Below are 13,638 nucleotides of genomic sequence, written 5' to 3'. Positions count from 1 at the left end.
GAGGAGTCAAAATGGATCAACAATTGATTGAAAAGGTAATGAAACAGGTTTCTAGTGAACTTGGAATATCTGTTAAAAATCAAAATAATGATTCTCAAAATATAAGCAAAAATACTAGTGGAGGAATAGGTGTTACTGAATTTGTAGGTACTGCAATAGGCGATACTATTGGACTAGTAATTGCAAGTGTAGATCCACTACTTACAGAAACTATGAAATTAGGAAAGTACCGTTCAATCGGTATCATAGGTGGAAGAACCGGAGCTGGACCTCAAATTATGGCTGTTGATGATGCTGTTAAAGCTACAAATACAGAAGTTATTTCTGTTGAATTACCTAGAGATACTAAAGGCGGAGCAGGTCATGGAAGTTTAATTTATATAGGAGCTGATGATGTTTCAGATGCTAGACGTGCAGTTGAAATTGCACTTTCAAGTCTAGATAAATATTTTGGAGATGTGTATGCAAATGATGCAGGACATTTAGAATTTCAATACACAGCTAGAGCAAGTTATTGTTTAGAAAAAGCTTTTGGAACACCACTAGGCAGAGCTTTTGGAATGGTTTGTGCAGGACCAGCTGCAATTGGAACAGTTTTAGCTGATGTTGCTGTAAAAGCTGCTAATGTTGATGTTGTGGGTTACTGTTCACCAGGAAACGGAACAAGTTTCTCAAATGAGGTTATATTAACTTTCAGTGGTGATTCGGGAGCTGTAAGACAAGCTGTAAGAGCATCAATTGAAGTAGGTAAAAAATTACTAGGTGCGTTAGGTGATGAACCTAAATCAACTACAACACCTTATATTTAAGTAGAGAACCCAAATCTGTGATTTGGTGTGAATCACTTACTCAGCGAGTGAATACGAGTCGAGTTTCCTTATCAATATAATATATTAAATTCAATATTTTCTATATAAAGTTAAATATAAAAAAACAAAAGTTTACCTAAAATTTAAGGAGGTATTTAATATGAATTCAGATGCATTAGGAATGGTTGAAACTAAAGGGTTAGTTGCTGCAATAGAAGCAGCAGATGCTATGGTTAAAGCGGCAAATGTTAATCTAATAGGATATGAAAAGATAGGCTCAGGTCTAGTAACAGTTATGGTTCGTGGTGACGTTGGCGCTGTAAAAGCAGCAACTGATGCAGGGGCTGCATCTGCTAGATTAGTTGGAGAAGTTGTTTCTATTCATGTTATTCCACGTCCTCATATGGACACTGAAAAGATTCTTCCTAAATTCGTATAACAAGATTTTAAATTATAATGAGATAGTTATGCAAAAAGAAAATATTACAGTAATTGCTTTTAGAGCTTAGGAGGGATAACGTGGAAATAGATGAGAAAAGACTAAGAGAATTAGTGATTAAAGCCATACAATTGCTTCAAGCCGAAAGCTCTATACAGAATTTGTTTATTCCCCGAAAGAAACTGTATGTGATATTTACTGAAGAGTGGAATAACAAGTATTCATCTCTATTTGAAGAATTAGATAAGCGAAACGAATATGAAGTTTATGCAGTATTACCAGATGGAATATATAATGCTTTTCACCTAAGTAATTTGAAAAAATTTAGTGTATGTAAATCCGTAATAAGTAGAAAGAATGCTGACTTTGATGAATCATCAGAATATCTCACGGTATTTCCAGTAGTTCCTAGAGAAATCGTAGTTAAAACAGCATTATGTATTGATGATATTTTTGAAAGTAGATGGATTTTTAAAAGTATGGAAAAGGGACAAAGAATTATTTTACTCAGTTCAGGACTTGAAAAATTTACTGGCAAAGAGCCACCTAGTTATATTAATAAGATATTAAATTATTACAAGACTTTGTTGGAATTTAATATTGAAATAACAAAGGATATTTTTCAAATTGAAGAATATGAAAATAAATTTATTGAAAATAGTTCCGTGGTCTATGAAAGTACAGAATATAATGAGGTTTTAAATAATAAAGATGGCAAAAGAATAATTACTGTTCAGGAAATAGAGAGATATAAGAATGATAAAAAATTATTCTTATATTCAGGAGATATAATAACTGAGTTAGCTAAGGATAAGGCAAAAAATTTAAACATTCAAATTATTAGAAGAAGTTAGAGTATATTCAAAGGTATCGTTTAGTATAATAAAGATTTTCATAGAATGCGAGATTACTCGTATTTTATGAAAATTGTAAAAAGATGCACACATTAATAAAGATTAAAGTGAGGTGACAAGATGAAAGAAGCATTAGGTTTAGTTGAAACAATAGGTTTATCAACTGCTATTTTAGCTGCAGATGCTATGGCGAAAACGGCTAATGTTAATATAATTGACCTTGAAAATACTAAGGGATCCGGGTACATGACGATAAAAGTTTCAGGAGATGTTGGAGCGGTAACAGCTGCAGTTACAGCAGGAAGACAAGTTGCTATTGAAAACAACGCATTTGTTTCATCTAAAGTAATTCCAAGACCTTCTAATAATATAGAAAGCGCTTTTTGTCAGCCTAAAAAGGAAGAAGATACTTCTTCTATCACAGAGAATAATATAACTGAAGAAAGTAATGTAAGTGAAGAAAATAATATTATTGAGGAAAATAATACTGTTGAAAACAAAGAAGATTTAGAAAATCACGTAGTTGTATTAGAAGAGGCTTTAACTGAGAAAGTTGAAAAGCTGGAAGATAAACAGGAAGGAAATACTTCTCAAAGTGAAGAGACAGTAGTTGAAAATAATGAAGACATCAATCAATCTGAAGAAGATGGCATTCAACTTAAGCAATCTGATATAGAAATTTCTCAATCTCAGTCAGAAGAAAAGAGAACTAGAAAAACTAGCAGTAGAAAAAAAGGAAAATAATAAATATCACTTTTTAAGCTGTTAAAGGAAAGGACTGTGATTAGTATGTATATGGCAAAAGTTGTTGGTAATGTTGTAGCTACAAGAAAAGATGATTCATTAGTTGGATATAAGTTAATGATTGTAAAGAGAATAGATGTAAAAGAGAATTTTATTGGCAACGAAGAAGTTGCAGCAGATTATGTCGGAGCAGGTATAGGGGATTATGTATTACTTTGTAAAGGGTCAGCTGTACGTGTAGAGAAACAAAAGGTTGCTATTGATATGGCTATTATTGGAATCATAGATACAATTGATGTCTAAAATGCATTTATTCCATAATCAAGAGAGGAGGTTAACATGGATATAAATTATAAATTTTTTAATAACGAAGAATTAAAAAGTGGTGTTTTTTCTTCAGTGAACGATGCAGTTTTAGCAGCGGTAGGTGCATATAATCAATATAGCAAATTTACTTTGAATGAAAGACAAGAGATTATTGATTCTATTAAGGAAAAGCTTTTATCTAGGGTTGAGGAAATAGCTTATATGACAGTTGAAGAGACTGGAATGGGGAATGTGCATGACAAAATTGAGAAACTTATTCTAGCGATTAAAAAAACACCAGGAATAGAAGACTTAATTACTGAAGTGAGAACAGGAGATAATGGGATGACATTATATGAACTATCATCTTATGGTGTTATCTGCGCTATACATCCATGTACTAATCCATGTGCCACATTAATTAGTAATACAATAGGGATGCTGGCAGCAGGAAATGGAGTTGTTCATTGCCCACATCCAAGAGCAATAAAAGTGTCAAAATATGTTACGGAGATGATCAGTGTTGCAATAAGAGAAAGATGTGGAATAGATAATTTAGTTGTAACCTTAAATGAAAATTCAATTACTTGTACTAATGAAATTATGACTCATCCAGATATTTCAATGGTGGTTACGACAGGTGGTAATAATGTATTGCGGCAAGCAATGGCATCTGGCAAAAAAGTTATTGGAGCTGGACCTGGTAATCCTACGACTATTGTTGATGAAACTGGTGACATTAAAAAGGCTGCAAGAGATATTGTAAGGGGAGCTTCTTTTGATAATAATATAATGTGCATTTCAGAAAAAAGCATAGTGGCTGTTTCAAGTATTGCTGATTTATTAGTAGAAGAGCTTGTTAGAAATAAGGTATATTACGTAGATAATGATGAGGAAATGCTTAAACTCACAGTAGCTACATTAACAAGCGACATGACCTTAAATAAGACTCTTGAAGGTAAAAGTGCAAATGAGATTTTAAAGGCTGCAGGAATTGTATGCGAAAGAGATATTAAGCTTATTGTAGTTAATACTATAAAGCAGCATCCATTTGCAACAGTTGAAATGCTTATGCCACTTGTACCATTAATAAGAGTAAAGAATTTTGAAATAGCTTTGGATACAGCACTTGAAATAGAACAAGGATTCAGGCACACAGCAACAATTCATTCTCAATCAATTGAAAGATTAAATGTAGCAGCAAAAGTAATGCAGACGGCAGTATTTGTTAAAAATGGTGCTTCACTCGTAGGAATTGGATGTAATGGTGAAGGTGATACCAGCTTTACAATTGCTACAATCACAGGAGAAGGCACTACTACAGCAAGGCATTTTGCAAGAAGAAGACGATGTTCCCTAACAAATGGTTTTTCAATTAGGTAGGAAAGGAGAGGAAGTTTTGAAAAGTGTGTATATTAAAACAAAAATATATTCAGGAGAAAATTCTCTGAAGCGCCTAGAGAAATTTAAAAATACAGACATCTGTGTGGTATGTGATCAATTTCTTGTGAAAAACGGCAGCGTAAAAGGTCTATTGAGTTTTATTAATGACAGTAATAATGTTTCTGTTTTTGATGAGGTTATTCCAGACCCGCCACTAAATGTAATTGGAAAAGGTGTTGCTCTTATTAAGAAAAATAATCCTAGCATAGTTATTGCGTATGGTGGAGGCTCTGCTATAGATACAGCAAAGGGAATTATTTATTTCGCAAAACAGCAAAACTTTATTGATAAAGTTAATTTTATAGCAATTCCAACTACAAGTGGAACTGGATCTGAGGTAACGTCAGCGACAGTAGTTACTGATACTGAGACAAAAACAAAGCATATTATTTTTGATGATGTGATGCTACCAGATGAAGCGATCTTAGATGCCAATCTAACAGTTTCTGTTCCAGCAGACATTACTGCAAATACAGGAATAGACGTTTTAACTCACGCAATAGAAGCATATGTTGCAAAAGATGCAAATGTATATTCAGATGCATTAGCTGAAAAAGCTGTTGAATTGGTCATTGAATCTTTAGTACAGTGCTATAAACAAGGTAATGACATCGCAGCAAGGAAAAAAATGCATGAAGCATCTAATTTGGCAGGTATGGCTTTTAATATAGCGGGTCTTGGTATAAATCATAGCATTGCTCATCAATTAGGAGGTAGATTTCATATTCCACACGGACTTGCCAATTCAATCTTGGTGAATATTGTAATAGATTATAACTGTGAAGATCATGAGATTTTAAAGAAATACGCTAAATTAGTTTATAAAACTGGTATGGTGGAAAAAGCACAAAGTGATGAATTCGCAGTTGAAGTTTTAAAAACATATATTAAAACACTGACGAAGATTATGAACATGCCTCAAAACTTAAAAGAGTGTGGTGTAGATAAAAATGAATTTGACAATGTAAAATCAATTATAGCTGAAAATGCACTAAAGGATGGATGTACACAAGCAAATAGAAGAGAAATTACAAAATTTGGTATGGAAAGACTGATTCAATTAGTGTACTAACCTAATCTTAGTATGATAGAATATATTTAGAAAAATATATTCTTGTGATGTATGAAGGAGTGGGTTAAATGCATGAATTCCATGATAGAACAAAAGGTGAAATCGTTGACAGCAATATGCAGATTGATGAGAATTTAATTAATAAATTTAATATAATCAATTTATTCGGCAAAGAAACATTAGAAGATATACAGGAAAAGATATCTAGAGCAACAGGCCTTGCATTTGTTACTGTTGATTATAAAGGTGAACCAATTACCAAAATGACTTCTTTCACAGAATTTTGTAGCGAGATTAGAAAAAATAAGAAAGCAGAATGTGTCTGTAAGTCTTCCGATGCTTTTGGTGGAATTCAGGCAGCAGTTACACAAAAGAATTGTGTATATTTTTGCCCTTGTGGATTACTTGAAATTGCAATACCTATAATCGTTAGAGGCCATTACCTAGGTGGCTTTATTGGCGGACAAGTGAGATGCTTAGATGCACCTTCAGGAGTAAGTAAACTTGAAAATGTAATAAAACATTCTCAAAATTATAGGGAAGATAAGCATATGTTAAGTTTGTTTGAGTCTGTTCAATTATATGATTATGAAAAATTTATGAGTGTTGCGGAATTAATTTCTCTTATTATAAATCAATTGGGAGAGAAAGAAGCATATAGATTAATGCAAAAAAACTCATTAAAAAAGGAAGTTGAGGAATTAAATAATTCTAAAAAAGAACTTGAAATAGAAAATGCATTGAAAAAAAATGAACTTATAAATCTCAGAGCTCAATTAAACCCACATTTTTTAATCAATGTTTTGAATTCGATTTCTAATTTAGCAGCTATTGAAGATTCACCTAAGACAAATGAAATGATTGTAATGTTTGCAGATTATTTAAAGCAGAGTTTAGGTAGTCAAAAGAGCTATACAAATTTATCAGATGAATTCGAAAATATTGAAAAATATTTAAAGATTCAGAAAGTTAAGTATGGAGATTTGCTTCAATATTCAATTAACATGAATGAAAAAATGCATTATCAAAGAATCCCAAGCCATATTATTATGCCATTTGTGGAATATGCTGTTTTTTATGGAATTGCAACAAAGAATAATGGCGGAAAAGTAGCGGTAACTTCTTATTATGAAGGTAAGGATGTTGTTATATGTATTTCTGACAATGGATCTGGATTTAGTGATGAGGCAATAGCTAAGAAATTCAAGATATATAAAGGTGGTTATGAGGGAGAATCTATTCAGATAAGCATCTCCAATGCAAGAGAAAAGCTCATAACATTATTTGGTGAAAAGTATGATACTTTTATTGAAAATACTGAAGGAGAAGGTACAAGGAGTATTATAAGATTTCCAATAAAATTCGAAGAAAGGAATGTCTAGATGTGTATGGAGTATTAATTGCGGATGATGAACCACTAATGAGAGCATCTTTAAAGGTTATGATATCTAAAGTTGAAGGATTTGAGGTCTTATATTCTGTTGGTAGCGGTGAGCAGGCAGTTGAGATATGTAAAAATAATAAAATAGATATTGTTTTTATGGATATCATGATGCCTGGTGAATCAGGGATAGAATCTAGTAAAAAGATATACACCATTAATCCAAGTACCACTATTTTTATTGTATCATCTTATAACAGTTTTGATTTTGCAATTGAAGCTTTAAAAACTAAAGTTAAAGAGTATATATCAAAACCTGTATCCTTTTCTCAAATAGAAAAATTATTGAGCAATTATAAAGATGAGAATCAGAATGTTAAAAGTGAGATAGAAGGGAATAAGTATGACAGTCTACTTTTAATAATTAAAGAAAAAAATTACAAAAAAATGTATTATGAAATTCCTAAGATAATAGATGAGATGTGTTCTTCTAAAAAGTCTGATACAAAGTTACTAAGAGAAGAATTTATGCAAATAGGAGAAAATCTTATTAATTCTGTCCAACTGCTAAACAAAAAGCCCAAAAAGCTTAATGAGCTATTTCCGATGGAAGAAGATTTAGGCAATGAGAAAAGATTTTTCGAATTTTGGTTATTCAAGGTTATGAATTATGTTTTTCAACAAAATAGCATAAAAAAGTATTCAATATTAAATGATGTGTTTAGTTATATTGAAAATAATATTGAAGAAGAGATTGGATTAAATGAGATAATTAATAATTGTTCAGTAAGCCAAGGTTATTTAAGTAGAATTTTTAAAAGGCAGTTTAACATAAGTGTTATGGAATATTTGCATATGAGAAAGATTAATATGGCGAAAAGTTATTTTTGTTTTACTGATTTAAGTATTACGGATGTTGCATTTAAACTTGGATATAATGAGAGCAGTTATTTTAGCAAAGTGTTTAAGAAGTATGAAAATACAACGGTTTATAAATATAAAAAAATGTTGTAGAATCAGAAAATCAAGGTGGGTGGTAAAATATGAGCGAATATTTTGTTACATCAGAATCTGTAACAGAAGGACATCCTGATAAAATTTGCGATCAGATATCGGATGGAATCTTAGATGCGTATTTAGCACAGGATAATAATTCAAGAGTTGCAGTAGAAACAATGGTCTCAAAGAATACAATTATGATAGCAGGAGAGGTTACTTCAAATGCAAAGGTAAATATTGTTGAGGTTGCAAGAGAGGTTGTAAAAAATATTGGTTATACGAAAGAAGAATATGGTTTTGATTATAAGACCTGCCTAGTGTTTACAAATATCAATAAACAGTCTCCAGATATTGCTTTAGGTGTTGACAAAATAGAAGAAAACAGGAAGATTACTAAAGCAATATTAGGAGCTGGTGATCAAGGAATTATGTACGGGTATGCCTTTAATGAGACTGATAATTATATGCCATTAACGTGTGATCTATCTAATAAACTTACAATGAGGTTATCTAAACTTAGAAAAAGTGAAGGAATTCCTTGGATTCGTCCTGATGGTAAATCTCAGGTTACAATGAAATATGATAGTAATGGGAATCCAATTAACATTTCAAGCATAGTAATTTCAATTCAACATGATCCGGATATTGACTATGATTATATGAAAAATGTTATTGAATATGAGGTTATTCGTAATGTTATTGATAGCAAGTGGATTAAATATGATACGAAGATACATATTAATCCTACCGGAAGATTTGTTATAGGTGGTCCTGCAGGCGATACTGGTTTAACGGGACGAAAAATTATGGTAGATACTTATGGTGGAATTGGAAGACATGGTGGTGGAGCCTTTTCAGGAAAAGACCCCACAAAAGTAGATAGATCAGCAGCATATATGGCAAGGTATGTGGCAAAAAATATAGTTGCTGCAAAGCTGGCTGACAAGGTTGAATTATCCTTAAGCTATGTAATTGGAGAAGCTGAACCAGAAGCAATAACTATTAATACATTTGGAACTGAGAAAATAGATATTAAAGATATAAGAAAAATAATTAAAGAGACTTTTTCTTTTTCGGTTGCTAATATCTTAGAGCAACTTGATTTAAAGAAACCACAATTTTTTAATACATCCGCCTATGGTCATTTTGGGCGTGAAAATAAAAATTTTAAATGGGAAAAAACTGATAAAATGGAACTTTTAAGAAAGAAGGCAATGCAATGTGTTTTGGAAAATTTTAAATAGTATTTAAGGAGTTTGATGTTATGAATATCTATGCATTAATAGCAGCATTTGGTGGAGGAGCTTTAGGAGCACTTCTTGGATCAATACCTGCTTTTATTTTAACGGGAATTTTAGCAGTTGTTGGAGGAATTTTAGGATTAGCAGGTATTGCTGAACCAACGGTTGGAAATATTACTTTTGGTTCTTTTTTAGGTCCTCATATTGCATTTGCAGCAGGAGTAGCGGCAGCAGCATTTGCTGGGAATAAAAGAAAAACATTGAGCAATGCAAACGATGTATTAACACCATTATATTCAATTAATGATTATACAGTAATACTCGTTGGAGGCCTATTCGGAGTTATAGGTTTTTTATGTCACTATGTTTATGGTGCAGTATTGAACTTTAAAACAGACCTTCCTGCTATTTCTGTTTTCACCGTTTTGATGATTTCGAGATTAGTATTTGGTAAGACAGGTCCGGTTGGTAAGTATACTGGGGCAGGCAAAAGAGATTGGCTTCCTGATACAAAAACATTAGTTAATCATATTGTGCTTGGATTAACAGTTGGAATTGTTGTAAGCGGTATTGCTATATCAATGGTTAATTCGGGTGTATCGCCTAAAGTTATGTCTATGTATCCTATCGTTTGCTTTGGAATTAGTGCAACTTCATTGATTTTCTTGCAGACTGGTTTTGGAGTTCCGGTAACACATCATATCACTTTACCAGCTGCAGCGGCTACAGTTATGACAGGAAATATATTTATAGGTGTTTGCGTAGGAATTGCCTGTGCAATAGCTTGGTTAATTGCAGGAAAAGTTATTAACAGTTATTGTGATACTTATATAGACCCACCAGCTACAGTAATATTTATTTCAATGTTTATTATTAATGCGATGTTCATTTAGATTTATATGTTAAAAAATAAGGAGGAATTTATTATGAATAATGAAGCTTTAGGAATGGTTGAAACAAAAGGCTTAGTTAGTGCAATAGAAGCAGCTGATGCAATGACAAAGGCAGCGAATGTTATGCTTGTTGGATATGAAAAAATTGGATCAGGGCTTGTAACTGTAATGGTTCGCGGGGATGTTGGAGCAGTAAAAGCGGCTGTAGATGCTGGAGTTGCAGCTGCAAGAAATGTTGGCGAAGTGATTTCGCAACATGTTATTCCAAGACCACATATTGATACAGAAAAGATATTACCAAAAACTTTATAGAGTTTTTATAGGATATCTAGAGAGTGAGTTGATAAAATGCATAGCGAAGATGTAGTAAAGTTAATTACTAAAATAGTTGTAGATAAAATCAAAGCATTAGAGAATTATAAAATTCCTATTGGCGTATCAAATAGGCATGTGCACCTAAGTCAAAAGGATTTAGATATTCTATATGGTCTAGGATATAGCTTAACTAAAAAAATTGATTTGAAACAACCAGGACAATTTGCAGCTAATGAAACTGTAACTATTAGAGGTCCTAAAGGTGAATTTGAAAATGTCCGTATTTTAGGGCCTATAAGAAGTGAAAGTCAGGTTGAAGTTTCAATGACAGATAGTTTTAGGTTGGGGGTAAAACCTCCAATTAAAGAATCAGGACAACTAGAAAATACTCCAGGACTTGAAATTATAGGACCTAAAGGGAGTGTGAAAATTCCAAACGGAACAATCATTGCTTTAAGACATATTCATATGACACCTGAATATGCTGAGAAAATGGGAGTGAAAGATAAGGAAATTGTTGAAGTGGAAACTATGGGCGAAAGACATGGTATCTTAGGCAATGTTTTAATAAGGGTTTCTGATAAGTCTTCTCTTGAAATGCATGTGGATGTTGATGAAGCTAATGCTTGTGCTTTAAAAAATGATGACTTTGTTATCCTGCATAGGAAGTAAGCAGTTAGTTACAAATTAATTATGATAGGAGAGATAAGAATGTTAATAAATAGTGACATATTAACAGAATTCTCCAATTTGATTGCTGAAAATAGAAGTAATTCATTTGAAGGAGAGCTTAAAACGGGAGTAGACCTAGGAACGGCCAATATTGTTGTATCAGTTGTAGATTCTAATAATAATCCTATTGCAGGAGCTACTTACCCTTCTACTGTTGTTAAAGATGGAATTGTAGTAGATTTTGTAGGTGCTATAAATATAGTTAAAAGTTTAAAAGCTGAGGTTGAAGAAATAATTGGTAGGGAGCTTCTAACAGCAGCAACTGCTGTACCACCAGGAATTATTTCCGGTAATGTAAAGTGTATATCCAATGTTGTAGAAGCAGCAGGATTTGAAGTTATAAATGTTGTGGATGAGCCAACAGCGGCAGCTAGGGTGATAAACATTAAGGACGGTGCAGTTGTTGATGTTGGAGGTGGAACAACAGGGATTAGTATATTGAAGGATGGACAAGTGATTTTTACTGCTGATGAAGCAACTGGGGGTACACATATGACACTTGTACTTGCAGGATATTATGGAATATCAATTAAGGAAGCAGAAGAATTAAAGAAAGATCCTAAGAAAGACAAAGATATATTTCCAATTATTAAACCTGTAGTTCAAAAGATGGCGTCAATAGTAAAACGATATTTAAATGGTTATGATGTTTCAGAAATTTATGTTGTTGGAGGAGCTTCTTCCTTTGAGGAATTTAATGATGTTTTTGAAAAAGAAATAGGTATTAAAACTATAAAGTTTAATGAACCTTTATTAGTAACGCCTTTAGGCATTGCAATGAACTGTAATAGAGGATGAAAATTTAAAAAAGAGGTGTATATAAATGGATGTAGATGTAGTTTTAGTTGAAAAACTTGTTAGGCAAGCAATAGAGGAAGTGAAAAATAAAAACTTATTAAATTTGGATAAATTTGAGTCTGTAAAAAATTACGGTATTTTTGGAACTATGGATGCGGCAGTTGAAGCATCATTTGTAGCACAAAAACAATTATTAAATGCTTCTATGACGGACAAACAAAAATATGTGGATACTATAAAAGCTACTATCTTGAAGAAAGAAAATTTAGAATTGATCTCAAGAATGTCTGTTGAAGAAACAGAAATCGGCAAATATGAACATAAGTTAATTAAAAATAGAGTAGCAGCTGAAAAAACACCGGGAATAGAAGATTTAACTACAGAGGCTATGACAGGAGATAATGGACTTACTTTGGTTGAATATTGTCCATTTGGAGTAATTGGTGCTATTACTCCTACTACAAATCCTACTGAAACTATTATTTGTAATTCTATTTCTATGATTGCGGGCGGGAATACAGTAGTGTTTAGTCCACACCCAAGAGGAAAAAATGTTTCAATAAAATTAGTAACTATGTTAAATAAAGCATTAGAAGAGGCAGGGGCTCCTGATAATCTTATAGCAACAGTTAAAGAACCTTCTATTGAAAATACAAATATTATGATGGAGCATCCAAAAATCCGAATGCTCGTAGCAACTGGTGGACCAGCCATAGTTAATAAGGTTATGTCTACGGGGAAAAAAGCTATTGGAGCGGGGGCAGGAAATCCTCCTGTTGTTGTTGATGAAACTGCTGATATAGAAAAAGCTGCTATTGATATTGTTAATGGATGCAGTTTTGATAATAATGTCCCTTGTATAGCTGAAAAAGAAGTCTTTGCGGTTGATCAAATATGTGATTATTTAATACATTACATGAAACTGAATGGAGCCTATGAAATTAAAGATAGAGACTTGATTCAAAAACTTTTAGATTTAGTTACAAATGAAAATGGCGGACCTAAGGTTTCTTTTGTAGGAAAGAGTGCACCATATATCTTAAATAAGCTTGGTATTTCAGTAGATGAGAATATTAAAGTAATTATAATGGAAGTAGAGAAAAATCATCATTTCGTTTTGGAAGAAATGATGATGCCTATTCTACCTATTGTAAGAACAAAAGATGTAGATGAGGCTATTGAATGTGCTTACATTGCTGAGCATGGAAATAGACATACAGCTATAATGCATTCAAAGAATGTTGACAAGCTCACTAAAATGGCAAGACTTTTAGAAACAACTATTTTTGTCAAAAATGCACCATCTTATGCTGGAATAGGTGTTGGTGGGGAAGGAACTACAACATTTACTATTGCAGGCCCTACTGGTGAAGGTTTAACAACAGCAAGGTCTTTCTGCAGAAAACGTAGGTGCGTTATGGTAGATGCATTTAATATAAGATAATGTAGTCAGTATGATAGTATATTTCCCTTTATACTTTGTCACTATGTTTACCTAGTAGATTACTATTAGAAAACATACTTCATTGTTTAATGGGAAATATTTATCATATTATGGAATTAATATTTTCTCTCATATATCTTAAAGAAAAAATTTGCAATAAAGAGAAGA

Annotated in this window: 15 protein-coding genes; all 15 read left to right on the top strand. The window is 32.4% G+C overall.

Annotated elements, in window-relative coordinates:
• Window positions 1–11 precede the first annotated feature (11 nt).
• The 15 genes from pduB to L1S46_RS08890 all read left to right on the top strand — a co-directional run bounded on the left by pduB (window position 12) and on the right by L1S46_RS08890 (window position 13,470).
• The gene (gene pduB, locus L1S46_RS08960) at window positions 12–809 is read left to right on the top strand and encodes a propanediol utilization microcompartment protein PduB (RefSeq protein ID WP_012060216.1); all 798 of its coding nucleotides are present in this window, start codon (window positions 12–14) and stop codon (window positions 807–809) included.
• Window positions 810–969: 160 nt separating this feature from the next.
• Entirely contained in the window at window positions 970–1,248 is a 279-nt protein-coding gene (gene pduA / locus L1S46_RS08955) for a propanediol utilization microcompartment protein PduA (protein ID WP_012060215.1), read from the top strand.
• Between the two features lie 80 nt (window positions 1,249–1,328).
• Window positions 1,329–2,102, top strand: coding sequence for a hypothetical protein (locus tag L1S46_RS08950; RefSeq protein WP_238861213.1), 774 nt, complete (start codon window positions 1,329–1,331; stop codon window positions 2,100–2,102).
• Between the two features lie 120 nt (window positions 2,103–2,222).
• On the top strand, window positions 2,223–2,846 hold the full coding sequence (locus L1S46_RS26335; protein ID WP_275297169.1) for a BMC domain-containing protein: 624 nt from the start codon (window positions 2,223–2,225) through the stop codon (window positions 2,844–2,846).
• A gap of 51 nt (window positions 2,847–2,897) precedes the next feature.
• A complete protein-coding gene (locus L1S46_RS08940) occupies window positions 2,898–3,149 on the top strand; it encodes a EutN/CcmL family microcompartment protein (protein ID WP_241682647.1) in 252 nt (83 codons plus the stop codon).
• Window positions 3,150–3,185: 36 nt separating this feature from the next.
• A complete protein-coding gene (locus L1S46_RS08935) occupies window positions 3,186–4,535 on the top strand; it encodes an aldehyde dehydrogenase family protein (protein WP_238899790.1) in 1,350 nt (449 codons plus the stop codon).
• A 25-nt stretch (window positions 4,536–4,560) separates the two neighbouring features.
• The gene (locus L1S46_RS08930) at window positions 4,561–5,667 is read left to right on the top strand and encodes a 1-propanol dehydrogenase PduQ (RefSeq protein ID WP_236892364.1); all 1,107 of its coding nucleotides are present in this window, start codon (window positions 4,561–4,563) and stop codon (window positions 5,665–5,667) included.
• A gap of 68 nt (window positions 5,668–5,735) precedes the next feature.
• On the top strand, window positions 5,736–7,049 hold the full coding sequence (locus L1S46_RS08925) for a PocR ligand-binding domain-containing protein (protein WP_238899789.1): 1,314 nt from the start codon (window positions 5,736–5,738) through the stop codon (window positions 7,047–7,049).
• A 2-nt stretch (window positions 7,050–7,051) separates the two neighbouring features.
• Entirely contained in the window at window positions 7,052–8,062 is a 1,011-nt protein-coding gene (locus L1S46_RS26515) for a response regulator (RefSeq protein WP_041899167.1), read from the top strand.
• A 29-nt stretch (window positions 8,063–8,091) separates the two neighbouring features.
• Window positions 8,092–9,291, top strand: a complete 1,200-nt coding sequence (gene metK / locus L1S46_RS08915; protein ID WP_238899788.1) for a methionine adenosyltransferase — start codon at window positions 8,092–8,094, stop codon at window positions 9,289–9,291.
• A 20-nt stretch (window positions 9,292–9,311) separates the two neighbouring features.
• Complete coding sequence (locus L1S46_RS08910; RefSeq protein ID WP_012060206.1) at window positions 9,312–10,181, top strand: hypothetical protein; 870 nt, start codon at window positions 9,312–9,314, stop codon at window positions 10,179–10,181.
• 33 nt (window positions 10,182–10,214) lie between these two features.
• The gene (gene pduA / locus L1S46_RS08905) at window positions 10,215–10,493 is read left to right on the top strand and encodes a propanediol utilization microcompartment protein PduA (protein ID WP_012060205.1); all 279 of its coding nucleotides are present in this window, start codon (window positions 10,215–10,217) and stop codon (window positions 10,491–10,493) included.
• 36 nt (window positions 10,494–10,529) lie between these two features.
• Window positions 10,530–11,168, top strand: a complete 639-nt coding sequence (locus L1S46_RS08900) for a phosphate propanoyltransferase (RefSeq protein ID WP_012060204.1) — start codon at window positions 10,530–10,532, stop codon at window positions 11,166–11,168.
• A 39-nt stretch (window positions 11,169–11,207) separates the two neighbouring features.
• On the top strand, window positions 11,208–12,026 hold the full coding sequence (gene eutJ / locus L1S46_RS08895) for an ethanolamine utilization protein EutJ (RefSeq protein WP_017209037.1): 819 nt from the start codon (window positions 11,208–11,210) through the stop codon (window positions 12,024–12,026).
• A 25-nt stretch (window positions 12,027–12,051) separates the two neighbouring features.
• Window positions 12,052–13,470 (top strand): aldehyde dehydrogenase family protein, encoded by a 1,419-nt coding sequence (locus L1S46_RS08890; RefSeq protein ID WP_238899787.1) that lies wholly within the window; start codon window positions 12,052–12,054, stop codon window positions 13,468–13,470.
• The last annotated feature ends 168 nt before the right edge of the window (window positions 13,471–13,638 follow it).

This window comes from Clostridium sp. YIM B02500 (genome assembly GCF_022324665.1).
GTDB classification, from domain to species: domain Bacteria; phylum Bacillota; class Clostridia; order Clostridiales; family Clostridiaceae; genus Clostridium; species Clostridium beijerinckii.
The sequence above is the reverse complement of the archived record's forward strand: the minus strand, read 5'-3'. Positions and strand labels throughout refer to the sequence as shown.